General features: G+C 56.3%; 27 protein-coding genes and 1 pseudogene. 10 read left to right on the top strand and 18 right to left on the bottom strand.

What is annotated here, in order from left to right; all coding sequences use genetic code 11:
• The first annotated feature begins 34 nt into the window (after nucleotides 1-34).
• Genes FE784_RS28210 through FE784_RS28200 form a run of 3 tightly spaced genes read left to right on the top strand, consistent with a single transcriptional unit; the run spans nucleotide 35 to nucleotide 3,065 of the window.
• Complete coding sequence (locus FE784_RS28210) at nucleotides 35-766, top strand: (Fe-S)-binding protein (protein ID WP_139605595.1); 732 nt, start codon at nucleotides 35-37, stop codon at nucleotides 764-766.
• The gene (locus tag FE784_RS28205) at nucleotides 763-2,256 is read left to right on the top strand and encodes a LutB/LldF family L-lactate oxidation iron-sulfur protein (RefSeq protein ID WP_139605594.1); all 1,494 of its coding nucleotides are present in this window, start codon (nucleotides 763-765) and stop codon (nucleotides 2,254-2,256) included. Before FE784_RS28210 ends, FE784_RS28205 begins: the two co-directional genes overlap by 4 nt.
• Complete coding sequence (locus tag FE784_RS28200) at nucleotides 2,253-3,065, top strand: LutC/YkgG family protein (protein ID WP_246132227.1); 813 nt, start codon at nucleotides 2,253-2,255, stop codon at nucleotides 3,063-3,065. Before FE784_RS28205 ends, FE784_RS28200 begins: the two co-directional genes overlap by 4 nt.
• A 90-nt stretch (nucleotides 3,066-3,155) precedes the next feature.
• Here FE784_RS28200 and FE784_RS28195 read toward each other — a convergent pair whose 3' ends face one another.
• The 13 genes and pseudogenes from FE784_RS28195 to FE784_RS28135 all read right to left on the bottom strand — a co-directional run bounded on the left by FE784_RS28195 (nucleotide 3,156) and on the right by FE784_RS28135 (nucleotide 12,839).
• Nucleotides 3,156-4,268: a GerAB/ArcD/ProY family transporter gene (locus FE784_RS28195; RefSeq protein ID WP_139605593.1), complete on the bottom strand. Its 1,113-nt coding sequence runs from the start codon at nucleotides 4,266-4,268 to the stop codon at nucleotides 3,156-3,158.
• Nucleotides 4,269-4,280: 12 nt separating this feature from the next.
• Nucleotides 4,281-4,511, bottom strand: coding sequence for a hypothetical protein (locus FE784_RS28190; protein WP_139605592.1), 231 nt, complete (start codon nucleotides 4,509-4,511; stop codon nucleotides 4,281-4,283).
• Nucleotides 4,512-4,518: 7 nt separating this feature from the next.
• Nucleotides 4,519-5,715, bottom strand: coding sequence for a Ger(x)C family spore germination protein (locus FE784_RS28185; protein ID WP_139605591.1), 1,197 nt, complete (start codon nucleotides 5,713-5,715; stop codon nucleotides 4,519-4,521).
• Nucleotides 5,716-5,730: 15 nt separating this feature from the next.
• Nucleotides 5,731-7,254, bottom strand: coding sequence for a spore germination protein (locus FE784_RS28180; RefSeq protein WP_139605590.1), 1,524 nt, complete (start codon nucleotides 7,252-7,254; stop codon nucleotides 5,731-5,733).
• Between the two features lie 163 nt (nucleotides 7,255-7,417).
• A pseudogene (locus FE784_RS28175) lies at nucleotides 7,418-7,654 on the bottom strand (Bax inhibitor-1/YccA family membrane protein); the annotation flags it as partial.
• 2 nt (nucleotides 7,655-7,656) lie between these two features.
• Nucleotides 7,657-8,292, bottom strand: coding sequence for an SGNH/GDSL hydrolase family protein (locus tag FE784_RS28170; protein WP_139605635.1), 636 nt, complete (start codon nucleotides 8,290-8,292; stop codon nucleotides 7,657-7,659).
• Between the two features lie 125 nt (nucleotides 8,293-8,417).
• Entirely contained in the window at nucleotides 8,418-9,191 is a 774-nt protein-coding gene (locus tag FE784_RS28165) for an SDR family NAD(P)-dependent oxidoreductase (protein ID WP_139605588.1), read from the bottom strand.
• A 44-nt stretch (nucleotides 9,192-9,235) separates the two neighbouring features.
• Complete coding sequence (gene rbsD, locus FE784_RS28160; protein WP_139605587.1) at nucleotides 9,236-9,622, bottom strand: D-ribose pyranase; 387 nt, start codon at nucleotides 9,620-9,622, stop codon at nucleotides 9,236-9,238.
• Complete coding sequence (locus FE784_RS28155) at nucleotides 9,619-9,834, bottom strand: hypothetical protein (protein WP_139605586.1); 216 nt, start codon at nucleotides 9,832-9,834, stop codon at nucleotides 9,619-9,621. The genes rbsD and FE784_RS28155 overlap by 4 nt, the downstream gene beginning before the upstream one ends.
• A gap of 2 nt (nucleotides 9,835-9,836) precedes the next feature.
• Entirely contained in the window at nucleotides 9,837-10,499 is a 663-nt protein-coding gene (locus FE784_RS28150) for a cyclase family protein (protein WP_139605585.1), read from the bottom strand.
• A gap of 17 nt (nucleotides 10,500-10,516) precedes the next feature.
• A complete protein-coding gene (locus FE784_RS28145) occupies nucleotides 10,517-11,311 on the bottom strand; it encodes an SDR family NAD(P)-dependent oxidoreductase (protein ID WP_139605584.1) in 795 nt (264 codons plus the stop codon).
• 41 nt (nucleotides 11,312-11,352) lie between these two features.
• Complete coding sequence (locus FE784_RS28140; RefSeq protein WP_139605583.1) at nucleotides 11,353-12,516, bottom strand: UxaA family hydrolase; 1,164 nt, start codon at nucleotides 12,514-12,516, stop codon at nucleotides 11,353-11,355.
• Nucleotides 12,513-12,839 carry a UxaA family hydrolase gene (locus FE784_RS28135; RefSeq protein ID WP_139605582.1) on the bottom strand — a complete coding sequence of 109 codons (327 nt, stop codon included), beginning with the start codon at nucleotides 12,837-12,839 and terminating at the stop codon, nucleotides 12,513-12,515. The genes FE784_RS28140 and FE784_RS28135 overlap by 4 nt, the downstream gene beginning before the upstream one ends.
• A gap of 248 nt (nucleotides 12,840-13,087) precedes the next feature.
• On the opposite strand from FE784_RS28135, the gene FE784_RS28130 reads away from it, so the two are divergent.
• Nucleotides 13,088-14,104 carry a LacI family DNA-binding transcriptional regulator gene (locus tag FE784_RS28130; protein ID WP_139605581.1) on the top strand — a complete coding sequence of 339 codons (1,017 nt, stop codon included), beginning with the start codon at nucleotides 13,088-13,090 and terminating at the stop codon, nucleotides 14,102-14,104.
• Nucleotides 14,105-14,543: 439 nt separating this feature from the next.
• On the opposite strand, the gene FE784_RS28125 is transcribed toward FE784_RS28130, so the two are convergent.
• From FE784_RS28125 to FE784_RS28115, 3 genes are all read right to left on the bottom strand, one after another.
• Nucleotides 14,544-15,122 carry a histidine phosphatase family protein gene (locus FE784_RS28125; RefSeq protein ID WP_139605580.1) on the bottom strand — a complete coding sequence of 193 codons (579 nt, stop codon included), beginning with the start codon at nucleotides 15,120-15,122 and terminating at the stop codon, nucleotides 14,544-14,546.
• 16 nt (nucleotides 15,123-15,138) lie between these two features.
• A complete protein-coding gene (locus tag FE784_RS28120) occupies nucleotides 15,139-16,005 on the bottom strand; it encodes a DUF695 domain-containing protein (RefSeq protein ID WP_139605579.1) in 867 nt (288 codons plus the stop codon).
• A 333-nt stretch (nucleotides 16,006-16,338) separates the two neighbouring features.
• Nucleotides 16,339-17,412 (bottom strand): Gfo/Idh/MocA family protein, encoded by a 1,074-nt coding sequence (locus FE784_RS28115; RefSeq protein WP_139605578.1) that lies wholly within the window; start codon nucleotides 17,410-17,412, stop codon nucleotides 16,339-16,341.
• A 241-nt stretch (nucleotides 17,413-17,653) separates the two neighbouring features.
• On the opposite strand from FE784_RS28115, the gene FE784_RS28110 reads away from it, so the two are divergent.
• The 6 genes from FE784_RS28110 to FE784_RS28085 all read left to right on the top strand — a co-directional run bounded on the left by FE784_RS28110 (nucleotide 17,654) and on the right by FE784_RS28085 (nucleotide 23,406).
• Entirely contained in the window at nucleotides 17,654-18,634 is a 981-nt protein-coding gene (locus tag FE784_RS28110) for a YpdA family putative bacillithiol disulfide reductase (protein ID WP_139605577.1), read from the top strand.
• A 35-nt stretch (nucleotides 18,635-18,669) separates the two neighbouring features.
• Complete coding sequence (locus FE784_RS28105; RefSeq protein ID WP_139605576.1) at nucleotides 18,670-19,098, top strand: NUDIX hydrolase; 429 nt, start codon at nucleotides 18,670-18,672, stop codon at nucleotides 19,096-19,098.
• A gap of 549 nt (nucleotides 19,099-19,647) precedes the next feature.
• The gene (locus tag FE784_RS28100; RefSeq protein ID WP_218103827.1) at nucleotides 19,648-20,271 is read left to right on the top strand and encodes a YhbD family protein; all 624 of its coding nucleotides are present in this window, start codon (nucleotides 19,648-19,650) and stop codon (nucleotides 20,269-20,271) included.
• 19 nt (nucleotides 20,272-20,290) lie between these two features.
• On the top strand, nucleotides 20,291-21,025 hold the full coding sequence (locus tag FE784_RS28095) for a hypothetical protein (RefSeq protein WP_139605574.1): 735 nt from the start codon (nucleotides 20,291-20,293) through the stop codon (nucleotides 21,023-21,025).
• Nucleotides 21,026-21,047: 22 nt separating this feature from the next.
• Nucleotides 21,048-21,782 (top strand): polymer-forming cytoskeletal protein, encoded by a 735-nt coding sequence (locus FE784_RS28090; protein ID WP_176706579.1) that lies wholly within the window; start codon nucleotides 21,048-21,050, stop codon nucleotides 21,780-21,782.
• Nucleotides 21,783-21,843: 61 nt separating this feature from the next.
• Nucleotides 21,844-23,406 (top strand): MDR family MFS transporter, encoded by a 1,563-nt coding sequence (locus tag FE784_RS28085; RefSeq protein ID WP_139605572.1) that lies wholly within the window; start codon nucleotides 21,844-21,846, stop codon nucleotides 23,404-23,406.
• Nucleotides 23,407-23,426: 20 nt separating this feature from the next.
• On the opposite strand, the gene FE784_RS28080 is transcribed toward FE784_RS28085, so the two are convergent.
• Together FE784_RS28080 and FE784_RS28075 are read right to left on the bottom strand one after the other, a co-directional pair.
• Nucleotides 23,427-23,693 (bottom strand): DUF7667 family protein, encoded by a 267-nt coding sequence (locus tag FE784_RS28080; protein ID WP_342779141.1) that lies wholly within the window; start codon nucleotides 23,691-23,693, stop codon nucleotides 23,427-23,429.
• Nucleotides 23,694-23,795: 102 nt separating this feature from the next.
• A partial coding sequence (locus FE784_RS28075; RefSeq protein WP_218103826.1) for an eCIS core domain-containing protein occupies nucleotides 23,796-24,266 on the bottom strand: 471 nt, incomplete at its 5' end.

Here is a 24,266-nt window from a genome sequence, read left to right as displayed (position 1 = left end):
GGATATAACAACCAAAAAGGGTGAGCAACCGACTATGAAAGTATCGCTCTTCATTACATGCTTGGCCGACATGATGTACCCCGACGTAGGCGAGAGCGTCGTCCGCCTGCTGCACCGGTACGGGTGCGAGGTCGATTTCCCGGAGCTGCAGACGTGCTGCGGCCAGCCGGCGTTCAACAGCGGCTATCAGGAAGAGGCGCGCGTCGTGGCGCGCCAGTGGATCCGCGCGTTCGAGCACAGCGATTACATCGTCTCCCCTTCCGGCTCCTGCACCGGCATGATTCACCACTACTATCCCGAGCTGTTCCGGGATGAGCCGGAATGGCGGGCCAAGGCGGAAGCCCTGATCGCGAAAACGTACGAGTTCTCGCAATTTCTAGTACAGGTACTCGGGGTAACCGATGTCGGCGCTTCCTTCAACGGCAAGGCGACCTACCATCCGTCCTGTCACGCCATGCGGCTTCTCGGGGTGCGAAGCGAGCCGGGGGAGCTGATGAGTCACGTCCGCGGCATGGAGCTGATCGATCTCCCGTATCGGGAAGACTGCTGCGGCTTCGGCGGTACATTCGCGGTGAAGATGGCCGATATGTCCGAGGCGATGGTATGCGAGAAGGCGAAGCACGTGCTGGAGACGGGCGCGGAGGTGCTTGTCGGAACCGACATGGGCTGCCTGATGAATATCGAGGGACGGCTGAATAAAGAAGGCAAGCCTGTGCGCGTAATGCATCTGGCCCAATTGCTGGAGCAAGGAGGGACGACCCGATGAGCGGAACGACGCATCACGATACGGATAGTCACTCGGAACAGCTGGCGAAAATCGGCACCGGCTTAAAGAAGCGGACTGAAATCGCTCTCGGCGACGAATTTTTGCGCAAGGCGGTCGCCTTCACGACGGATAAGCTGAAGACGGGCAAGCTGAAGGCGATGGACGATTTCGGCAACTGGGAAATGTGGCGGGAACGCGGCCGCGTCATCCGCGAGCATGTCGTCTCCCATCTCGATTACTACTTGACGCAATTTACCGACAATGTGGCGAAGGCGGGCGGACACGTCCACTTTTGCCAAACCGCGGACGATGCCGTCAAAGCGTTTCTCGATATAACGCAGAAGGCGGAGGCCAAGCTTGTGGCCAAAGGCAAATCGATGGTATCCGAGGAAATCCATTTGAACCATCGGCTGGAGGAAATCGGGGTCGAAGCGGTCGAAACCGACCTCGGCGAATATATTTTGCAGCTCGCGAAGGAAACGCCGTCTCATCTGATCATACCGGCCATACACAAAAACAAGCAGCAAATCGCCGACCTGTTCTCGGACCATTCGGGCGAAAGGTTTCCGCCGGAGACGCGGCCGCTCGCCGACTATGCGAGACAACGGCTGCGCAACGTATTCCTCGAGGCGGACATCGGTTTGACCGGCTGCAATTTCGGCATCGCCGAATCCGGGACCGTTACGCTCGTCTCCAACGAGGGCAACGGCAGGATGGTTACGACGATTCCGAAAATTCACGTCGTCGTCATGGGCATGGAGCGACTCGTCCCGACGTTCGCCGATGTCGAAGTCATGCTCAATTTGCTGGCCAGAAGCGCGACCGGACAAAAGCTTACGACCTATACGTCGTTTCTGACCGGCCCGCGCCGCGAAGGAGATTTGGACGGACCGGAGGAGCTGCACGTGCTCGTGCTGGACAACGGCCGTTCCTCCCAGCTCGGCGACCCGCAGTTCCAGGAGGTGCTGCACTGTATCCGTTGCGCGGCTTGTCTGAACGTATGCCCGGTATACAGGCACGTCGGCGGCCACACGTACGGCTCCGTATACAGCGGTCCGATCGGGGCCGTCCTGACCCCGCTGCTGCAGCAGGATTACAAGGAAGCCGGCCAGCTCGCCTACGCCTCCAGCTTGTGCGGCGCTTGTTATGAAGCGTGTCCGGTGAAAATACCGCTGCACGACATGCTCGTCCAATTGCGGCACCGCAAAGTGAAGCTGAAGATGACGCCGGCCGCGGAGCGGATCGCGTTCAAATCGTTCGCCACCGCATTCGGCAACGTTACGTTATATAAAATGGCGAGCAAAGCCGCCTATTACATGCAGCAGCCGCTGCTGCGGGGCGGAGCGATCCGCCGGGCTCCTGCGCCGCTCTCCGGCTGGACGCAATCGCGCTTCCTTCCGATGAAGCCGAAGCAGTCGTTCCGCGATCGCTGGGAGAACCTGCAGCGTGAACTGGCCGATAAACCGAACGAAAAGGAGCCACGATCATGAGCGCGACACCCGATACCGCAAGCTCCAAGCTTATGTCCCAAGGCACGATCGAAGGCCGCGACGATTTCATGCGCCGCATCGCGAACCGGCTCGGTCGGCCGGCGCCGATGACCGCCCCGCCGGCACGAACGGCGGTCGGCGTGCCGGAGCCGTACGCCGCCGTGCGGACGACGGTGCAGGAGCGCATCGACCAGTTCGGCGCGAACTGGACGGCGCTGACCGGCACCGTCTGGACCGTCCGCGCGGCCGACGCCGCCGAGGCCGTGCCCCAGCTTGCGCGGCGCATCTGCGAGGAGCGCGGCATCGATCGGGTGACCCGTTGGGATCACCCCGATCTCGCCGCACTGCCGCTGGATGCCGCGCTAGCCGCGGACGGCGTCGCCGTCGTGCCGTGGCGCGCGGACGGCGCCAGCGCCGTCGCGGATGCTCCGGCGGGCGACGGCGACACCACGGCTTGGAGCCGCCGCAGCCCGCTGCTGCGTGCGACCGAGCGCTGCCGGCTCGGCATCGTCTGGGCGGACTACGCGATCGCCAACACCGGCACGCTCGTCCTGCTCGCCCAGGGCGGACACGGCCGCTCGGTCAGCCTCATGCCCGACACGCTGTTCGCCGTCATCCGCGCCGACAAGCTCGTCACGCGGATGGGCGAGGCGTTCGAGTCGATCCGCCGCGACTACCCGGAGGCCGCGTCCATGCCATCCTCGATCAACCTGATTACCGGACCGAGCCGCAGCGCCGATATCGAGAACGACTTGACGATCGGCATACACGGTCCGGGCAAAGTGTATGCCGTAATCCTCGAATCTTGACCGCAAAAAGAAAAAAGGAACGGACACATCAGTCCGTTCCTTCCTGTCGTTGAGAAAGTGATCAAAAAAGACTCCTTGCCTTCTCCAGCTTCAGGCTTTCGCCGGCTTCCCCCTCTTCGTGCCGGCCTTCCATTTATATAGTCCGGCAAGTGCGAGCGGCAGGAGCAAGCCGACCACGACGTCCGCATCGGCCCAATATTCGAATAAGAAGTCTTTGTAATACACGACGTTCGGCCAAATGATGAACGCCAGACCGAACACGATCATTCCCGTCGGAAACGCGAGCGGACGATAATCGCCCAGCTTGAACAGCTGAGCCGTCCCCAGCACAAAGGCGTAGAAGTACATAACGGTTTTCATGAAGGTCAACAAAATCAAATTGACGGCAAGAATCGCCTCCAATCGTTCCACAAAATGGCCGATGCTGATCTTCCCAGATAAAATATAGGCCGGATAATTATAGTGTGCCGTCATAGTGCCTCCAAGCACCAGAATCGACAAGAGGACGATTGCGAAGCTGCACAAGCCACCGATGGCGACGGCGATGCCGTAGTCCCGCGCCATATGCTTGCGCTTCGTCACCGAAGGCATAATCATCAGAATGACGCATAATTCGCAGAACGGATAGATCGCGGCCATCATCGTTCCACGCAGAAGCTCGGGATAGCTTGCCGCCATGATCGGATGCAGCCTCTCGCTTTGGACCTGCGGAAGGAGCAGCAGAACGAGCGCCATATACAAAAATCCGAATATCGGCAAAAACACTTCTCCGGTCCGCGCAATCGACTGGATACCAGCCTTGACCCCAAAGACCAGAACGATGACCGCCAAACCGTGAATCGCCCGCAGCGGCGTCTCCGGAAATAGCACGGTAGTCAAAAAATCGGCCGTTTCCCGGACCATCACCGCGCTATTGAGCAAAAAATAAAGCAAGTACAGCACGGAAACGATACCGCCCGCCAAGCTGCCCAGCATCATTCTGTTTTGTTCGATCAGCCCTTTGTCGCCCAGCATTTTTCCGAAAAGGAACAGGATCGAGGCGATTGCAAGGCCTACGATAAGTCCGAGCAAGCTGGCGATCCAGGCATCCTGCTTCGTCGCGCCCGCAATGACCGGAGGAAGCACGAGCAGCATGTCGCCGATAGTCGCGTAAATGAGAAGTGTAGCCAACTGCCTCGTGCTGATTCGTTCCTCTGCGGCCATACGACACGTCCTTTATCCGAATACTTTGCCGAGCCAAACGTTTACCGGTTTGAATACGTACGCCAAAACGTTCAACGGACTGGGCAAGTCCGCCATTTGAATCGCGGCGGCACTCAGCACCGCGCCTATGGAAAGCATGATTCCATAGACGGCCGCTTCCTTCGCCGAACGCCTGACCAATGACGGCATTTCGATTACGCCGGCAATAGCGGCGATTGCGAGGACGGCCCATATTTTCCACATGCGCGATCTACTCCTTCAATTCGTTTTGCAGCGGCGTTTCGGTCATTCCGATTTTGCGGATATGCACTTGAACGTCGTATTCGATTTTCATCCGGACGAAATGCTCCACCCAGTTTGCTTTCAATTTGCTCCAAGCTTTCGGATCCGCCCTGTATATCGCTTGTCCGAATCCGAAGATGTCGGTTTTGTATTTGCTTTTGACGACATTAACGGCGTTCTCCATCAACTCGATTTTTTTACGCTTCTGCTCTGCTTCGATCATCCGGATCGTTTCCGGATTGCTCAGATCGATTTTGCAAGCGGCCTCCGCGATGTTCGATTCGTCCACAAGCTTGATTTGGACGACCGGCTCCCCGTTTTCGATTTTGCCCTTCATTTCCGTATGCGAATGTATCGTCTCCAGAGTCAGCAATTCTCCGCTCGGGCAAGTCACGAATCCGGCAGTGCTTGTTACCTGGTCCGTAATATAGTTGTAGCCCTTGCTTTCCTGTTCATTCAACCACCCGATGAGCCGGTCCTTCTCCAACACGGCAAGCCCCGTAAAAAGCAGCTTGGCCTCCGAATCGATCTCTTCGACATTCGATTTCTTTTCCCCATTCTGTATCTCGCCGATAACCCGTATTCCGGTCAGGACGGGGTTAACGCCTTCCGTCAGCATTTTCTCGATCAATTGATCCAGCGTAACCGTCGTCGTCGGTGCCCACGCTTTGGCCGAGGTGTCCAACGAATGAAACAGCTTGTTCGCCGGTATTTGTTCCAGCGAAGTCATTACTTTGAGCACCCTTTCAGCCGGGACGCCTTTGGCGATCATGGCATAGAAATCCGACCGGATCTCATGGTCCCGAAGCAGCAGATCCAACGCTCCGGCAATGCCTTCCTTGGCTACCGATTCGCCCAGCACGAGCACCCGGATATGGGCGCCGTAAATTTTCCGCGGACTCGTCTCCGTCAGCTTGCGAAAAGCGGCAAATAGCGACGGTGCCGATGCCTTAAACATCGTGACCGGGGATGCGACTCGGTTGTTCCGGTTCGCTACCTCGCCGGGAACGACTACTTGAACCGCTACTTGGTATTGGTCGCCGATTTTGTCGATCGCCGCGCCCAACTGAATGCCCAAATCGTTCAGTTCCTTCCGGTTCCAGCAGCCCGTGAGCAGCGACACCAGCATCATGGCCATCAACATGCGCAAGCCAAATCTTCTCACGGCTGTTCCTCCACGTTAACGTTTGGATTTCAGATTGCGGCGACGGCGGTATAATTGCTCGGGCTTGTTGGACCGCGGTCGCGTCAGCATTTTGGGCCAGGCGATGCGGAACAAAGTATCTTTCTGGTCCTGCGGCTCAAACGGCCCCAATGGGCTCATGTATGGCACGCCGAACGAGGTGAGGCTGGTCAAATGCAGCACGAGAATGATAAGCCCGACCAATATTCCGTAAAAGCCGAACGAGGCGGCAAGTCCCATCAGCACGAATCGGATCATGCGGACGGAAATGGACATGCCGGACGATGGAATGACATAGCTCGATATCGCCGTAATGGAGACGATGATAACCATCACCGCCGAAACGATTCCCGCTTCGACCGCCGCTTGCCCGATTACGAGCGTTCCAACGATGGAGACCGCTTGTCCTACCGTTCTCGGCATCCGTACCCCGGCTTCCCGCAATATCTCGTACGTGACCTCCATCATGAGCGCTTCGATAAATGCCGGAAAAGGGACGCCCTCCCGCTGCGCAGCCAAGCTGATCAGCAGACTGGTCGGCAGCATTTCCTGATGATAGGTCGTGATCGCGATATAGAAGGACGGCGCCAGCAGCGCGAGAAAAAACGATAAGACCCGAATAACCCTGAGCAGCGTGCTAATATCCGCGCGCTGGTAATAATCCTCGGCAGCTTGGAAATAGTGGATGAACAGCGCCGGCACCAACAGGACGAATGGAGTTCCGTCGACCAATATCGCGACTCGGCCTTCAAGCAAACCCGCCGCGATCGAATCCGGTCTTTCGCTGTTGTACACGGTCTGAAACGGCGTAAGCGTCTTGTCCTGAATAAACTCCTCGATATAACCGCCCTCGAGTATACCGTCGATATCGATCCGATCCAGCCTGCGGCGAAGTTCGCGGACGACGTTCTCGTCGACCAGATGCTTCAAGTACATGATGGAAACATCCGTGCGGGTCACCGTCCCGATCTGACGCGTTTCCAACCATAGACGCGGATCTTTGATCCTTCTGCGGATAAGCGCCGTATTTTTGCGGATATTTTCGGTGAATGCCTCCATCGGTCCGCGAACGACAGCCTGGGAGGTCGGCTCCCCGACGGGTCTGTCCTCCCAGCCCGCAGCCGCGATTCGTAACGATTCGTTGCAATCGTCCGACAGCAGGATAGCGTCGCCGGAAAGCATCCGGACCAGCAGCGTATCCATATCGGCGCATAGGCTTACATCGCCCGCCGTCAGCTCGTTTATCAAACCATGCAGCCGGTCGACATTGTCGGCGTACTTTGATCGTGCATCCGACTGAGCATGCTGCAGGAGCGGGATGAGAATGGAGTCGTGGATGAACGCTTTGTCCGCCAGCCCTTCCACGTACAGCAAAGCCATCCGGCAACCGTCCAGACACGTGAATGCTTTGATGATCAGATCCTGACTGTCGCCCATCGCGCTTCTGACCGCTTCCACATTCGCATCCAACCGGCAATCCAACGGCTGCTTTTTACCTTGCGTTTGTTGTGACTGACTCATAGGAGGAACCTCGGCATAACGAAAGTTTTGTATTTCCTATCATATCCAGCTGACGATTATCTTATGTAGGCGCCTACATCAATGGCTTGGTACGTGAAATGGAAATGTCGCACGAACAAAAAAGAGTGCCCTATATCCCGGCACTCTTCCGATTCCTTTGCATTCAGTTTCTCCGAAGTTTGGAAAGCAGTCGCAATATTTCAATATACAGCCAGACCAGCGTGACCATAAGACCGAGAGCCGCGTACCATTCCATATGTTTAGGCGCTCCTAGGTTGACGCCCGACTCGATAAAGTCAAAATCCAGTACAAGATTCAGTGCCGCAACGATGACTATAAACAGGCTTATGCCAATTCCGAGCCATCCCGTTTCATAAATGAACGGTACCGACATGCCGAACGCTACAGAGCCGAAGCCGCCCCGATCGTCTTCAGCCAAGCTTTTGCTATAAGAGCGTGTCCGGCCGGAGACGGATGAACGCCGTCCGGTGCCCAATAGGCGGGCGGCGCCAGCATGGACGCCTGCGCGAACAGCCCGTCGAGCGGAACGAGAAGCGCTCCGAATTCTCTCGCGAGCTCCCGGACGACCGTAATTTTCGGGTCCAAATCTTCCCGCCACGTTTTCCGGTCCTCCGGTACGGGCAGCACGAACGGCTCGATCATAATGAGGCCAGCTCCCGTCTGCTCCTTCGTCCGGACGAGCAGCTCGCGGTACTGCTTCTCGAACTGCTCCGCCGATGTCGGATCGTTCCGGTCATACTTTCTCCACGTATCGTTGATTCCGATGTAGATCGATACCCAGTTCGGACGAAGCTCGATGCAGTCCGCTTCCCAACGATTCAGCAGATCCTTCGCCCGGTTGCCGCTTATTCCCCGGTTCAGGAACTTCACCTGCAGCTCCGGATAAGCCGAGGAAAACAATGCCGTCGTCAAGAGCGCGTAACCTTTGCCCAAATCGTTCGGCAGCTCCTTGTTTCTTCCCGCGTCCGTAATACTGTCGCCCTGAAACAGCACGACATCTCCTTGCTTGATGCGCAGACTCACCTGCAAACCCCTCCGATACCCCTATTTCCGCACCCTGCGGGTACGTTTCGTTTTCGCATGTTCCAAACCCCATTTTATTCCATCGGTCTTGACATGTAAACGGTTTTACGCAAATGATATCAGGCGTTTTTGCCGAAAACGACGCCGCCGTCGATATACAGCGGGGAGCCCATCATGAATTTCGATTCGTCCGACGCGAGGAACAGCGCCGCGTTGGCGACGTCGTCCGGTCTGCCGAGATCGCCGCTGAGCTGCCTTTTTTTGAGCGACTGCACGGCCGCTTCCGGGTCGTCGTACGAATTTTTCAAATAATTTTCGACGAACGGCGTCATGATCGTTCCCGGCAGCAAAGCGTTGACCCTTATGCCGTAAGGCGCATAATCGACCTGCATCGATTTGGTCAAAGCGAGGACGGCGCCTTTCGTGGCGGCATAGGAAGCCCGAAGGGCGAGTCCGATCTCGGCGATGCACGAGGACATGTTGATGATCGAACCGGCTTTGCGCTCCATCATATGCGGCAGCGCATACTTGGAAGGCAAATACACGCCTCTGATGTTGACGTTCATGACCCGGTCCCAAGCGTCCGGCTCGATTTCATGCAGCATGCCTACTCCGCTTATCCCCGCATTGTTGAACAGCACGTCGATTTTTCCATACAGCCGGATCGTTTCGTCGATGAGCGCCTTCGCCGACTCCGGGCTTGTCACATCCGCATGGATATATACCGCTCTGCCGCCTGCGGACACGATCTGACGAGCCGTCTCCTCTCCGTTCTCGCGATCGATATCTCCCACGACGACGATCGCTTGCTCGCGGCCGAACAGCAGAGCCGAGCTCTGACCGATCCCGGACCCCGCTCCCGTAATGATACAAACCTTATCTTGCAATCTCATATCGCTTCTCCTCCCGAATGACGGAATTGGCTTGCTGCTCCGAATTATCCGGATACTATAATTATATTCGCGTATGGCGCGCTATCTCCTGTCCGGATCACCGCCCGGGATTCGGGACATATTTCCTTGAAGCGGACATGGGATAGCGACGTAAACGCAATATGCGGGTACGTTGTCTGCAGCAGCTCATAACGTTCCGGGCTCGCTTCCTTCATCTCGTCGGTCACGATGATCCGATCGATGACGAACTCTTTGTCGATTGCGGACAATACGTCAAGCACCGTCGGCAAATCGTCGACGAGCGCCAAATCGAGCCGTTCCGGACCGTTCGGAACGGGAAAGCCTCTGTCGCATACGGTCAGCATATCCGTATGTCCCGTTTCCGCCAAAATGCGGTTCAGTGCCGGATGCAATATGCCGGTCTTTTTCATCCTTCCGTTCCTCCCCCGGGGCCGGCCAAAACCTGCTTTCGCTGATCGAGCGTAATTTGCTCGCGCAAGGAAGGGAGCGGACGTTTCAGGTAGAAACGCTCGATCCCCTCCACGACCGTCACCCCGACGAGCTCCCAGCCTTCGGAGCCCAGCGCGTTAAGCTGCTCGGCTCTTTCGGCGGTTGTATATTCCCATCTGGCCGTTGCCGACAAGTTTATCCCTCCGTACGGAACGCAACGACGCGCGCCGGCGCGCCGCTGCTGTCCCTTATTTTGACCGGCATCGCCATAATGTGCCAGTTCCCTTCGTTTAGATCGGGATCGTCCAACTGCAGCCCTTCCGCGACCCACACATGCGCGCCAAGCAATATACGGTGCGTTTCCTCGTTTTCTTCGCCGGTGCCTCCGATGCTGAAATGGTCGATGCCCACGCCCCGGACGCCGCTCGCTACGAGCAGCCGCGCCGCTTCGTTGGACAAGTACGGGGAGCCGTACACCCATTCCTTCGTCCAGCCGCGCTTCTCTCCCCAGCCGGTATACAGCAGCACGACCGTCACGTCATCCATCCGGTCCGCGTATGGCTTCAACTCGTCGGCCGTAATAGGCTCGCCCGGTCCTTTGTGCGACAACGGCACATAAAGCGATTTGCCTTGGAAGCGTTCCACCGGAATCCGGTCCAGCGTCAACGCGAAATCGCCGAGATGAGCGGGCGCATCCATATGCGTGCCTGTGTGAAGGTTCATCGTGATCCGCTCCAGCGTCCAGCCGTCCCGCGCTCCGACAAGCAAATAGTCCATCTTCGGAGGCTCGAACTCCGGCAGTACCGGGCAATTATGATACAACTCCTGCGACAAATCCACCATCCGTACGATCCGCATCGTCGTTCGTGTCCTCCTTAGCGCTCCATATGATCGTCCGGCTGGGCCGCTTTCACCGTCAATCCGCCGTCCACCATCAGCAGATGTCCGTTTACTTGCATCGCTTCATCCGAGGCGAGAAAGACGACGGCATCCCCGATTTGGCGGGCCGTGCCGAGCCGTTTCATCGGATTCGCCTCCACTTCTTTGCGGCGAAGCTCGGGATCGGCCAAAAAATCGGTGCACATGTCGGTGTCTACCGTGCTCGGGCCGACGGCGTTTACATTAATGTTGTACTTGCCCAGCTCGATCGCCATCCCTTTGGTCAGCATATGCGCAGCCGCCTTAGAAGATTGGTAATGCGGGATGACCGGGCTCGTCACCATGAGACTCGCCGTCGACAGCACGTTGACGATTTTGCCGTAACGCCGCTCGGTCATGCCAGCGGCAGCCCGCTGCGAGCATAAAAATATCGACTTGACGTTCGTGTTGTACGTACGGTCCCATGTTTCTTCCTTTATTTTCAGAAACGGCTCGAACGGGGCTATGCCCGCGTTGTTCACCAAAATGTCCACCGGTCCCAGCTCCCGCTCGATTTGCTCGAACATCGCTTCGACCTGTTTCTTGCTGCCGACGTCCGCACGGACGACGATCGCCTTCACGCCAAGCGCTTCCGCCTGCTCCTTCACTTTATCAGCCAGCTCGCGGGAACGCTCCGACGTGTAATTGATCGCTACGTTCGCGCCTTCCTCCGCGAGACGGATGACGACCGCTTCCCCGATCCCCCGGCTTCCTCCCGTTACGAGCGCTACCCGGTTAGACAACCTTGCCATATCGCTTCTTCCTCCCCGTGTTCTCTATATCGCCTGCGTGTTTACAGGCTAGGTCCGATCCGGTTGATGCTGAATTCGTTATGCCCCAATACTTCCGCCTTCGTCAGCTTGCCGTCGCTCACCTCGCGGATTTCCCGCCAAATGATTTCGCCCGCGTCTTCCAGCGATAACGTGCCCGCCAGCATGTCGCTCACGTCGACATCCATATTGTCCGTCATCCGTTCGAACATTTTTTTGTTTCCCGTTATCTTGATAACCGGAATGACCGCCGAGCCGGTCGGCGTCCCTCTTCCGGTCGTGAAACAGACAAGGTGAGCGCCGCCCGCAGCCATGCCGGATACGCATTCGATATCGTTGCCGGGCGAATCCATGAAGTACAGTCCGTTGGATGGAATCGTCTCGGCGTATTCGATGATACCTTCGATCGGGGCGGTGCCGCACTTGGATATGCAGCCGAGCGATTTTTCCTCGATCGTGGACAAGCCGCCGGCGATGTTGCCCGGACTCGGATTGCCTCCGCGCATATCCGCGCCCATACGCTCCACTTCCTTCTCGAAGCGGTCGACGATATGGTACAGCTGATCGGAAATGTCCGGTGTCCGGCACCGGCCGGCCAACACGTGCTCGGCTCCGATGATCTCCGTCGTCTCGCCTATGACGACCGTTCCCCCGGCTTGAATCAGACTGTCCGCAGCCACGCCGAGCGCCGGATTGGAGGCCAGACCCGAGGTCGCGTCCGACCCTCCGCATTTCACGCCGATTTTCAGCTCGCTGAATGGAATGGCCGATTGCTCCATTTCGTCCAGCCGCGCTCTCATGCGTCTGGCCAGCTCCGCACCGTGCTGGATCGCCTTCACGGAGCCCCCGACCGACTGGATATCGAACACTTCTACCGGTTTACCGGTAACTCTAATCTCCTCCGCAAGCGCTTCCGGGTCGATCACCTCGCAGCCGAGGCTTATGACGATCACGCCACCGACGTTCGGATTTTTGCCGGTGCCGGCCAATACGTCGAACGTTCGTTGCTTGTCCGCGCCGATCTGGCTGCACCCGTGCTGATGCGGGATCGCTACCGTATCCGGAACGAGCTGGTTAATCCGGGTGCACACCTGGTTCGCGCATATGACGGTCGGAATGATCAACAGATTATTGCGTATGCCGACGTCCCCATTCGTTCGGCGGTATCCGAGAAACGTTCCGCTCATGACGCATTCGCTCCCTTCGCTTTGTCTCCGCGTCCGCGGATGCCTTCGATATTATGCACGTGCACATGAAAGCCTTCGGCGATGGCGATCGTCGCCTGTCCGATGACTTCCCCGTATTTTCGTACTTTCTCCCCTGCGGGAATATCGACGATCGAGATTTTATGCCCGAACGGAATGGGTTCCGAGACGGATACCGTTTCCCGCTTCCCTTGAACGACATAGTGAACCGCTTCCCCGGCGGCGATATCCCGTATCGCTGTAGCTACATGATCCGCGGGATCCATGACCAGCACGTCCGCTCCGGCTTCGATGTTACCTGCCATGATTTCACTCCTTTTTCTGGTGACGCTTTATTAAGTTTACCGATAACCCTAACATAACAAGCTTTAGGGTTGCTGTCAATCGTTTTGTTCCTGTACAATAGGCTATACGGCGATATTCCCGATAATCCAGCCCGTGCGGCGAAACGCCCGACGTATTCTGGTGAATTTGCATGAGACGCAAGGCCTCCTCACTTGAATTGTCGGTAACTCCACTTGATCGGAATTACATTTTAGAAAGAAGGCCAGCCTTGGTTACCATTTACGATATAGCGAAGCAGGCGAACGTTTCCGCCATGACTGTCTCGAAGGTTATCAACAATACGGGAAAAATTAGCGAAAAGACGCGGGTTCGCATCAAAAAGATTATGGAAGAAATGAACTATGTGCCGAATTCGATGGCGCGAAGCCTCGTCCTGCAGGAAACGAAAATGTTGTCGCTGCTCATTCCCGACATTACGAACCCGTTCTTTACGACGGTCGCCCGCGGAGCGGAGGACGCAGCCATGCGCCTCGGCTACAAGCTGCTGTTCGGCAATAGCGACGAAAGCTTGTCTAAGGAAAAAGAATACGTCGACATGGTTTTGTCGACGCGCGTGGATGGGGTATTGTTTTCCGCCGCATCCGATTTGTCGGGCCCTCATCTGGAGACGCTGCGCAGACATAAAATTCCTTTCGTGCTGCTGGACCGCTATGTACCGGGCATCGACTGCGATATGGTGAGCGGCGACAGCAAAGAGGGCGCGAGGAAGCTCGTGGAGCATCTCATCGCCCAGGGTCACCGGCGTATCGCGGTCATAAACGGCTCTCTGACCGTATCGACCGCCAGAGAGAGGCTTGCCGGATACCGGGAGGCGTTAAAGCTGAACGACATTCCGGCGGATGACGAGCTTATTCTGGAAATGAACTACAAGCAATTTGCCGACGAAGCTGCGCTCCGCCGCCTGCTCGAGCTGCCCGAGCCGCCTACCGCGGTATTCGCGGGCAACAATTTTATCGCCGTCGGCCTCATCCGCAAGCTGCTCGAGCTGGGGATCCGCGTCCCGGATCAAATGTCCGTCGTCTGCTTCGACGATCTCGGCGCGTCGGTCATCGATCCGTTCTTTACCGTCGTCTCCCAGCCCGCCTACCAGTTCGGCGCGATGGGCATCCAATTGCTGATCGACCGGATCAAAGGAGCGACGACACCCGAATGGAAGCGGGTCGTGCTTCCTTCCGAGCTGATTATTCGGGGGTCTTCCTCAGCGCCTGAGTCAAAGAGAGCGTAAGCCGGCGGCCTCGGCAGGGGCTTGCAAGACCGCAATCGATCAAATAGCGGAACTGGCGTATGTTATAGACACGTATACCCGTGTCGATCACAAAATAACGGAAAACCGCTCCGCTATACCGCTGTTCACTCCCCTTTTTCTCCCGAAAGATCGAGATAACAGAAGCCTGTTCCGTTATCCTCAAGAGTATGGCGGAATTCGGGACAATAGCGGAATACAGTTCCTCTATATACGGCATACGACATACGGCATACGACATACGACATACGGCATACGGCATACGACATACGACATACGACATACGGCATACGGCATACGGCATACGGCAACACGTTGCACCCGCTTCATCTAGAAGCCTCCAGGTAGAATGCGGATTATGCCGGCATATCCCTCAATCATCCATTTTGCCCCCTCGATCTGCGAGGCGTCTTCCCTGCCGTTAATCCTGCAAATGCTTCGTGCAGTTGTATAAATCGCACTCCCATCGTCCGTCCTCGGTACGCCGCACAAGAGACAACGACGTATTACGTAGAAATGCGGACGTGTCGACGTGCGGGATAAGCCGCTTTATCGAAAGTCCGAGCAATCCGCCATGGCTGACGATCAGGACGCGTTTGCCCGGATGGCGATCGGCAATCTCGTTAATTGCCTGAATCCCCCGTTCCGCCACGGCTTCCCGTGATTCCTCTCCCAGATCGAGCTCTCGCCAGTTGTCGCCCCATTTGCTTATTCGTTCCTCTTCCGTAGAGCCTTCGATTTCACCGAGATACACTTCGCGCAGCCGGACTTCCAACGTCACTTCCAATCCGTGGCGCTCCACCGCCTTGCGAGCCGTTTCGACCGCCCGGCCCAAGTCGCTGCTGTATACGCAGTCCCATGTCTCGCCGCTCATCCTAATTCCAAGCCGTTCCGCCTGCCGTCTTCCTTCCTCGTTCAAAGGAATATCCGTATGGCCTTGCGCCCTCATCTGCGCATTCCAGTCCGTTATGCCATGTCTAACCAATCCGATTACGGTCAACGATCGCCCCTCCTTGTCAAATGTATTTGGCCATAATCAGCGGGACGGCGATCAGCGCCACGGCAAGCAGCAGCAAACCCGCATAGGCAATCCGCTTTCCATTGATTCCGCTCTTGAGCTTGCGCCACAGCTTCTGACGAATATCCGTCCCCCATCCTTCGTATTTGCCCGAGAACGTATTGGTGAGATCGTACAGCTCCTTGACCGACTCGTTCATGACCTCGACGCCGAGCGACTGATTTTTGCTTATTATCAAAGTATGCTGATAAGTCGGTTTATCCGCATCCATATCGGAATTGACGACGCTATATCCGAGACGCTTGGCGGAGTCGGCCGCACTGCGCAAATTTTCGCTGCTGCCGAACCGGAGCCAATGGAACACGTCGCGCGCAATGTCCAGCCGATCGCCCTTCTGCGATAAAGATTGCAGCAAGATGTTGTTTTTCGCGTACAGCTTCTCGATATCATTCGGTCTCAAGTACGTGTAAAACGTCCATTCGGCATCGTCGCGTTCCGACGCCACCCAGCGGTATTTCGGATAATCGGCCATGACCGTCTCCGCCAGCTTCCGGTGCGGCTCTCCGCCGGGCTCGGCGTAATAATAAAACTCCAGTCGCGTCTCCGTATTGATTCGGCCGATATATAAAGCTTGAATATGTTCGGAAAATAATGCCTCCAGCCGTCTTTCCAATATGCCGAGCTTCGCCTGGGCAATATCGCGCTCTTCCTTGTCCGTGGCGATCGCGTACAAGTTGACGACGACGGAAAGAAGTCGCGTGAAGCCCGGGAGCGGCGCCGTGCCGGAATAGGAGGCGTCGACGAGCACGCTCATGTGCTCCCGCTGTTCGGTTATGCGATGAAAGTAGTCCCACTGCTTCCCCATTCGTTCATCCCCTGCTGCATCCGGTAACCGAAAGCGTCTCTTCGTTCGGAAAATCGCTTATTGCATAACCGCTTAATCAAAAAGCTTTTTGCCGAATCAATAAAATAATTCTACTTCGAGGCGCTCTTTCCTGTAAATAGTCAAAAAAATGCAGTTGCCGGGAATACCCACGCCTTTGTAAATTAGGTATGGAATCGGGCTCCGCAGTTGAATAGACTCACGGAAGTTAAACGGAGGAGTCGCGACAAGGCGACTTACTCGGAATGGACGCAAAAAAAGCCCTGAACCGGCTAATCAGCCGGCTCCGGACATCCGCGATCGTTTTGTAAATGTCTACTCTACGCGTACTGCATCGCGCTGCGCGATCAAGCAAAGCTCCGCCGCTTTGAAGGCATGCGCTTGCGTCATGGCGATTTCGGTACGGTTCAGGCAATCTAGGATCAGTTCGCCGAAGAACGGATAGCCGATCTGCCCGTGCACGGCGAAATGTTTCTCGCCCTCGTGGTTGACGAGAAACAGATGGTCGCCTTCCTTCGTTCTGGCGATGTCGATATATTTGCGCAGCTCGATGTAGCCGTCCGTGCCGAGAATGATCGTTCGGCCGTCGCCCCATGTACCCAAGCCGTCGGGCGTCAACCAGTCTACGCGGAAATAGTTCGTCGCCCCGTTGTCGCCGATCAGAGTCGCATCGCCGAAGTCCTCGAGCTCGGGAAACTGCTTGTTTTTATAATTGGCGATTTTGCTTTGCGCCACCTTGGCGTCCTTGCAGCCGGAGAAAAACAAAAACTGCTCGATCTGATGACTGCCGATGTCGCACAAAATGCCTCCGTAGTTCTCCTTGCGGAAAAACCAATCCGGCCGAGTCGGCGCGTTCAACCGGTGCGGACCGGTGCCGATCACCTGAACGACTCGTCCGATCGCGCCTTCCTTGATCAATCGGCCGGCGTAGACAGCGCTTTCCACATGCAGCCTCTCGCTGTAATAAACCATATATTTAAGTCCGGTACGGCTCGTCATTTCCCGCGCCGCTGCCAATTGCTCCAAGCTGGTGAACGGAGTTTTGTCGGTGAAATAATCTTTGCCGTGCTCCATCGCCCTCAAGCCGAGCGCACATCGCTCGGACGGAACGGCCGCGGCCGCAATCAAACGCACCTCCGGATCCTCCAGAACCTGGCTTTCCGACTCCGCCGCCCGTACCTGCGGAAATTTGGCAAGAAACGCCGCCACCTTCGCCGGATCCGGGTCGTATACCCATTTCAGCGTCGCTCCGGCTCTCGTCAAGCCGTTGCACATTCCATAAATATGACCGTGATCGAGCGCGATGGCCGCGAACGTAAATTGGCCCGGCTTGCATACCGGCTGCGGCTTTCCTTCCGGCGCGTAGTTCATGCCGTCGCTTTTTTGCATGCGGCTCTCCTCCTAATGGCTTTCGATGCGAAAGCTCTTTGCATTTTACATGTCATGTTCCATGCTACCATGATTCGGCAGCAATGTCTTTATCGTGATTGAACAAACTGTCCGACGCAATTGACTGTGATTGGTGTAGGTGCTCATCGATCGCGTACTCGGGTTCGAAATCGTTTCAGCCGCTTCGTTATGGTACAATAATAAAAACCAACTACACCCATTTGACGGGAGGCCCTACACTATGGAACAGGTCATCATCGTCGGCGCAGGCCCCTGCGGCTTGTCCGCCGCTCTCGAGCTGCAAAATGCCGGCATCGATCCGCTCGTCATCGAGAAGCAATCGGTTGTGCATTCGATTTACTTATACCCTACATACATACAATTTTTCAGCACGCCGGAGCTGCTTGAAATCGGCGGCTTCCCTTTCAATACGCCGAATGAAAAGCCCACCCGCGCGGAGGCGCTCCACTATTACCGGACGGTGGCCATGCGGCGCGGCGTCCGGATTCGCCCGTATGAACAGGTGACCGCTATATCCAAGCTTGACGAACGTTTCCGGCTGTCCAGTCTGGACCGCGCGGGACGGTCCGGCAGCTACGAATCGCGGCACGTCATTCTGGCGACGGGATATTTCGATCATCCGAACATGATCGGCATACCGGGAGAGCAGCTGTCCAAGGTGAGCCACTTTTTCCGCGAAGCCCACCCGTACACCGGTATGAAGGTTGCCATTATCGGCGGCAACAACTCGGCCGTCGACGCGGCCATGGAGCTGGTCCGCGTCGGTGCGGAGGTAACGGTCGTATATCGCGGGGAAGCGATGTCGCCCAGCGTGAAGCCCTGGGTGCGTCCCCTGTTCGACAGTCTCGTGAATAAAGGGCGCATCCGGATGCTGTTCCGCTCCCGGGTCGTCCGGATCGACGAAACGTTTATTACGATCCAACGCGAGGAAGGGACGGAAACGGCTGACAACGACTTCGTGCTCGCCTTGACCGGCTTTCGCCCGGACCGCGAGTTTCTGAAATCGACGGGAATCCGGATGGAAGGCGAAGCGGAAAAGCCGTTCTTCGATCCGGCCACGATGGAGACGAACGTGAAAGGACTCTATTTGGCCGGCGTAATCGCAGCAGGCTCCGAAGCGAACGAAATTTTCATCGAGACGGGACGACACCACGGTACGATGATCGCTAACCATATCGTAGGCGGAGAAGGCCGCGTTTAAGTAAACCATCACCTATTGAAGGAGCGTAAGCGGCAATGAAAAGAGTAGACGTGGCAAGCACGCTTATATTCGACTCGGCCAGGCAAAACATTGTGATGGTCCATAACCGGAAAGGGGAATCCGCCTATTGGTCGCTTCCCGGCGGTGCGGTGGAGCCTGGCGAAACGCTTGAGCAGGCGGCGATCCGCGAAACGAAGGAAGAGTCCGGCTTGGACGTGGAAATAGCCGGACTCCATTCGGTCCGGGAAGTGTATTTTGCGGGAAGCAGACAGCATGCCCTGCTCTTTACGTTCTATGCTCGCGTTATCGGCGGGCAATTGGAGGTTTGCGACCCGGACGGCGACATCGTGGATGTACGATGGCTGACCGTTCAGGAGGCCAACGAGTTGACCCCCTACTTGCCGGAACGCCTTTCTCCGCATGATACGAGGGTTGCTCCCTATTTCTTTCAAGGCACCCGGTAGCCCGATCGGCTCAGCCGAAATCGTGCCGCACCCGTCCCGCACTTGCCGATAACGCCCTGCGCTTCGGCAAGTGTTTTTTACGTACAAATTTTCATGCAGAAGTAAATACCTCGCATGATCGTTGAACGCTCGCCGCTTTGCCGTCGTCCGCGAGATCCGCGTATCGATAAAATAGCGGAACAGGCATATGCTATTCCCCCGAGAAGCAGTGCCGACAGCAATATAACGAAAGGCTATTCCTCTATTCCGTTTTTTCCTACCCATTTTCAACCCATGAGATCGAAATAAAGGAAGCCTGTGCCGCTATATTCAGGAGCATAACGAAATTCGATACGATAACGGAATCCAATGCCGTTATACATAGGCAACGTCTTGTACGCCCAACATCGCGGGAAAAGATCAAGTACATAGGATTGCCCTGCAAAGAGAACGAGGAGATGCCGCTAAATTTAGTGCGTTCCCGGTGATTTTCCCCGAGCATTGTTACGCGACCTTCTTTACAAACGTAACAATGTTATGTTACACTCCATTTCGTCAGGAGGTGTTGAAGTGGAGCAAGAGCTTATATCCAAAAAAGAATTGCTCGAGCTGACAGGAATCTCTTACGGTCAATTATACCGATGGAAGCGGAAAAACCTCATTCCCGAGGAATGGTTCGTCCGCAAATCGACGTATACGGGGCAAGAAACGTTTTTTCCAAGGCAGAGCATATTGGCGCGCATCGATAAAATTAAAAATATGAAGGACGATCTGTCTCTAGACGAGCTGGCCGACGTATTTTCCCCAGTTGCCGACGGACTGTCGATGACGAAACAGGAGCTAATGCAACGCAACATTGTTTCGTCCACGTCGATCGAGCTGTACGGGAAAACGTTCCAGGACGGCCCGCTCCTCCCGTTCAACCGGATCTTGCATGTTTATTTGCTCGACAAGCTGCTGCAATCGGGCGAAATCAATCTGGATGAAGGCAACATGATGCTGCGGACGATCCAAGAGAACGAAGCGAAATTCGAGAACAAAAACTGGAGTCTCGTGTTCATCCGCAAAATGGGAGTATCGTCGGTTCTGATGATCGCCGCCACCGCCGAGTACGCCTTCGACTCGGGGACGAAAATCGTGGCGCGAATAAGCATCGCGTCAGCCAGCGAGGAATTGAAGCTGAGAATAAATTAAGGAAGGAGTCGAGCAACGGATGGAAGCACGCCAAAATTTGTCCCTCATGGGGTCCGGAGGGTCCGGCGGAGGGCTGTACAAGGACGTGAAGGTGAACGGAGAAGCCGAATTTAGCGGGGATATCGATTGTTTGGCGTTCCGCTGCAACGGTACGGCCAAAGTGTACGGCTCCCTCAAGGGTACATCGTGCACGATTAACGGAACGCTGGACGTCAGCGGCGATCTCGATACGGGCATGACGAAAGTCCACGGCAAAATGGATGTCGAGGGCAACATGAAAGCCCGCGAGATCAAATCGTTCGGCGAAACGAACGTACGCGGCAATGTCGCCGGCGAAGATGTCGCGCTGGAAGGCTTTTTCAACATCAAAGGCCATTGCGAGGCGGAGCAGCTGCGGATCAAGGGCATTTTTCGCATCGCCGGCCTGGTCAATGCGGGATGGGTCGATCTCGCGATACACAGCCGCTGCGAGGTGAAGGAAATCGGCGGCGAGCGAATCCGAATTCGCCGGGCCGAAGGCAATGTGCTGAAAAAGCTGCTCGGCACATTTTTCCTCCCCTCCGATTTTTACGAAGGCGTGCTGTCCGCAGATACGATTGAAGGCGACGATATCTATGTCGAGCATACTGCCGCCAACGTAATCCGCGGCGCCAGCGTCATCGTGGGACCGGGCTGCCGGATCGGGCGCATCGAATTTTCGGATCGTTTCGAGAACAATGCCGGTTCGGCCGTTGAACACTATGAACGAGTATAACCTGATACGGGAGAGATCGGCCATGAGTATGAATATACGCAGAGACTTGAACATATCCGGGGTATTGGGCGGATGCTCCGGCGGAACATTCAACAAAGTCACGATCAACGGGCATGGAACCGTAAACGGAGATCTGGATTGTATCGGCTTCACCTGCAACGGAAAAACGTCCGTACGCGGAAAAGTTACGGCCGAGATCATCGAAGTGAACGGTTCCGCGTCATTTGGCGGCGAGATACGGACCGGCAAGCTGAGAATCAACGGCAAATCCGAAATGGAAGGAGCCGTGAGCGCGCGGAATTTCCGCAGCGACGGCCATACGAAGGTCGGCGGCGATATGACGGGAGAAGAAGTCGAAATCAACGGCTCGTTTAAGGTAAATGGAAACTGCGATGCGGAACGATTCCGCGCGCGTGGCACCTTCCGCATCGACGGCCTGCTCAATGCCGAAACGATCGACATCGATTTATACGCGGAATGCCGTGCGAGAGAAATCGGCGGCGAATCGATATCGGTTCGTAAAACCGGGATCGACAGCCCGTTCGGCAAGCTGATGAAGGCTCTTATTTTCCCCAAGGATGCCCTGATCGCCGATACGATCGAAGGCGACGAGGTACGATTGGAATATACGACGGCCGGTGTCGTTCGGGGAACGAACGTAACGATCGGTCCGGGCTGCCATATCGGACTGGTCGAATACAAGGACGGGTACAGACGGGACATAGACGCGGTCGTAATCGAGAGCAGACAAATGTAGGACTAAATCGGCGATTGTCTATACCTATCGGCCGCGCAAGTTTCCAAGGGAGGAACAACGCATGTCCACAACGAGCGTCAATACCAAAAGCAAGTTGGCCATAGTCGTGGCCGGGCTGTTGATCGGCATACTCGTCTCGGCCATGGACAATACGATCGTGGCGACCGCAATGGGCTCGATCGTCGGCGAGCTGGGCGGACTGGACAAATTTATTTGGGTCACATCGGCCTATATGGTCGCGGAAATGGCCGGCATGCCGATATTCGGAAAGCTGTCCGATATGTACGGACGGAAACGTTTCTTCATCTTCGGCCTGATCGTGTTTTTGCTTGGCTCCGTCCTGTGCGGTACGGCGCAAAATATCGTGCAGCTGAGCCTATACCGGGCCATTCAAGGCATCGGCGGCGGCGCGCTGGTGCCGATCGCCTTCACGATCATGTTCGACGTCATCTCCCCGGAACACCGCGGGCGCATGGGCGGACTGTTCGGGGCCGTCTTCGGATTGTCGAGCATATTCGGACCTCTGCTCGGCGCTTATGTGACGGATTACATCGATTGGCGCTGGGTCTTTTACATCAATTTGCCGTTGGGCATCCTGTCGTTTGTTTTTGTGGCGTTTTTCTATAAGGAATCGATCCGGCATGCCGAGCAAAAGGTCGATTGGTCCGGAGCGGCCGCGCTCGTCGGCGCCATCATCTGCCTCATGTTCGCCCTCGAGCTGGGAGGCCAGAAGTTCGAATGGGACTCGTTCGTCATCCTGAGCTTGTTCGCGGGATTCGCCATCCTGCTCCTCTCTTTCCTGCTTATAGAGAAACGGGCATCCGAGCCGATTGTTTCTTTCGATATGTTTAGACTAAGGCTGTACGCGTCCAGCTGTGTTATCGGTATGTTTTCCGGAGCTTCGTTTATCGTCGCGACCGTGTATATCCCTATTTACATTCAAGGGGTACAGGGCGGCACGGCGACCAATTCCGGCCTGCTGCTGCTCCCCATGATGCTCGGTACCGTGGTCGCCAGCCAGATCGGCGCGATGTCCTCTATGAAACTGGGCTATCGCAATGTCATGTTCTTCTCCGGCCTCATCCTCGTCACCGGTATCGGACTGCTGACTACGCTCACGATGGATACGCCCCGATTCGCCGTCACGGTATTCATGATCGTAGTCGGATTGGGAATAGGCGCCTCCTTCTCCGTGCTGGGCATGGCCGCCATCCACCATTTCGACGAGACGAAGCGCGGCGCCGCCAACTCGACGATCGCTTTCCTCCGCTCGCTCGGCATGACCGTCGGCATCACGATATTCGGCATCATCCAACGAAACAAGTTTGCCGATTCGCTCGCTTCCTTGTTCGGCAATAACGGCGGCGCTGCGGAGTCGTCTTCGCATATGCCCTCGGCCGAAATGCTGAAAGACCCGCGGGCGATCTTGTCTCCGGAAGCTCGCTCCGCTATTCCGGCCGAACTTTTGCACCAAATAACCGACTCGTTGTCCTCCTCCATCGCCAAAACGTTCGGCTGGACGCTCATTCCGGCAGCGCTGTCGCTTCTGTTCGTCTTTCTCATGTCAAGGGAACGGCCGATCGTTACCACACGGGAGCAGAAGCCGGTGCAATCCGAAGCTTAAGGCATACAGCACACCTTCAATCAGACCGGGCCTTGATGGTCCGGTCGTTTCGCTTGCCACGGAAATCCGTCGATTTGGCGGCAAATCTCGTGCTGCCAATCCGTATCGCGAGTCATCGACGCGAGCAGCGAGGCATTTTCGAGACAGGCCATTTCCCAGCACAGCTTGGCGTTGACCTGCAAGCATTGATCGAGCTCCGTCTGCTCCTCCTGCGTCAATTTGCGTTTCCGGTTTATCGTCCACAGCTCGGCCATGCGCCGGTGCGCGGGATGTATCGTCATCGTCATGTTGCTCCCCCTTTTCCTACTAGGCAGTGTAACCAAAAAGGGGAACGTTCAAAGCCCTCGAGCACAAAAAATCCCCGCCATGACGGCGAGGAAGCGATTCGTTCATTCGGTTGGAATATTGCCGCCCCGTTGTTGGACTACGTGAGTAAGCTCATGACCGAGAAGCTCCTGGCCTTGACGGCTTCCGGGGTTATACTGCCCTTGACGGAAAAAAATATCGCTGCCGGTCGTAAAAGCCGACGCTCCGATCGATTGGGCCATTTGATCGGCCTTGCCGTCCGTATGGATATTGACGTCCTCGAAGCCGGTATCGAATGCCGACTCCATTTTCGCCTGCACGTGCGTATCCATCTGCGAGCCGTTGCCGCGGCTTTGTTCGATTTCTTGCTCCAGCGCGACGTCCGCGTCGAAGCCTTCGCCGGATCGTTTCATCTGGAGCTCCTCCGACTCTTCTTCGATTCCCTCGCGTTGGATGCCTTCGGGGGCACGCTTCATCTGGAGCTCCTCCGACTCCTCTTCGATTCCCTCGCGCTGGATGCCTTCGGGGGCGCGCTTCATCTGGAGCTCCTCCGA

The sequence above is a fragment of the Paenibacillus hemerocallicola genome (assembly GCF_006265175.1).
In the GTDB taxonomy this organism is placed as follows: Bacteria; Bacillota; Bacilli; order Paenibacillales; family NBRC-103111; genus Paenibacillus_AB; species Paenibacillus_AB hemerocallicola.
This window is presented reverse-complemented; position numbering and strand designations above follow the sequence as displayed.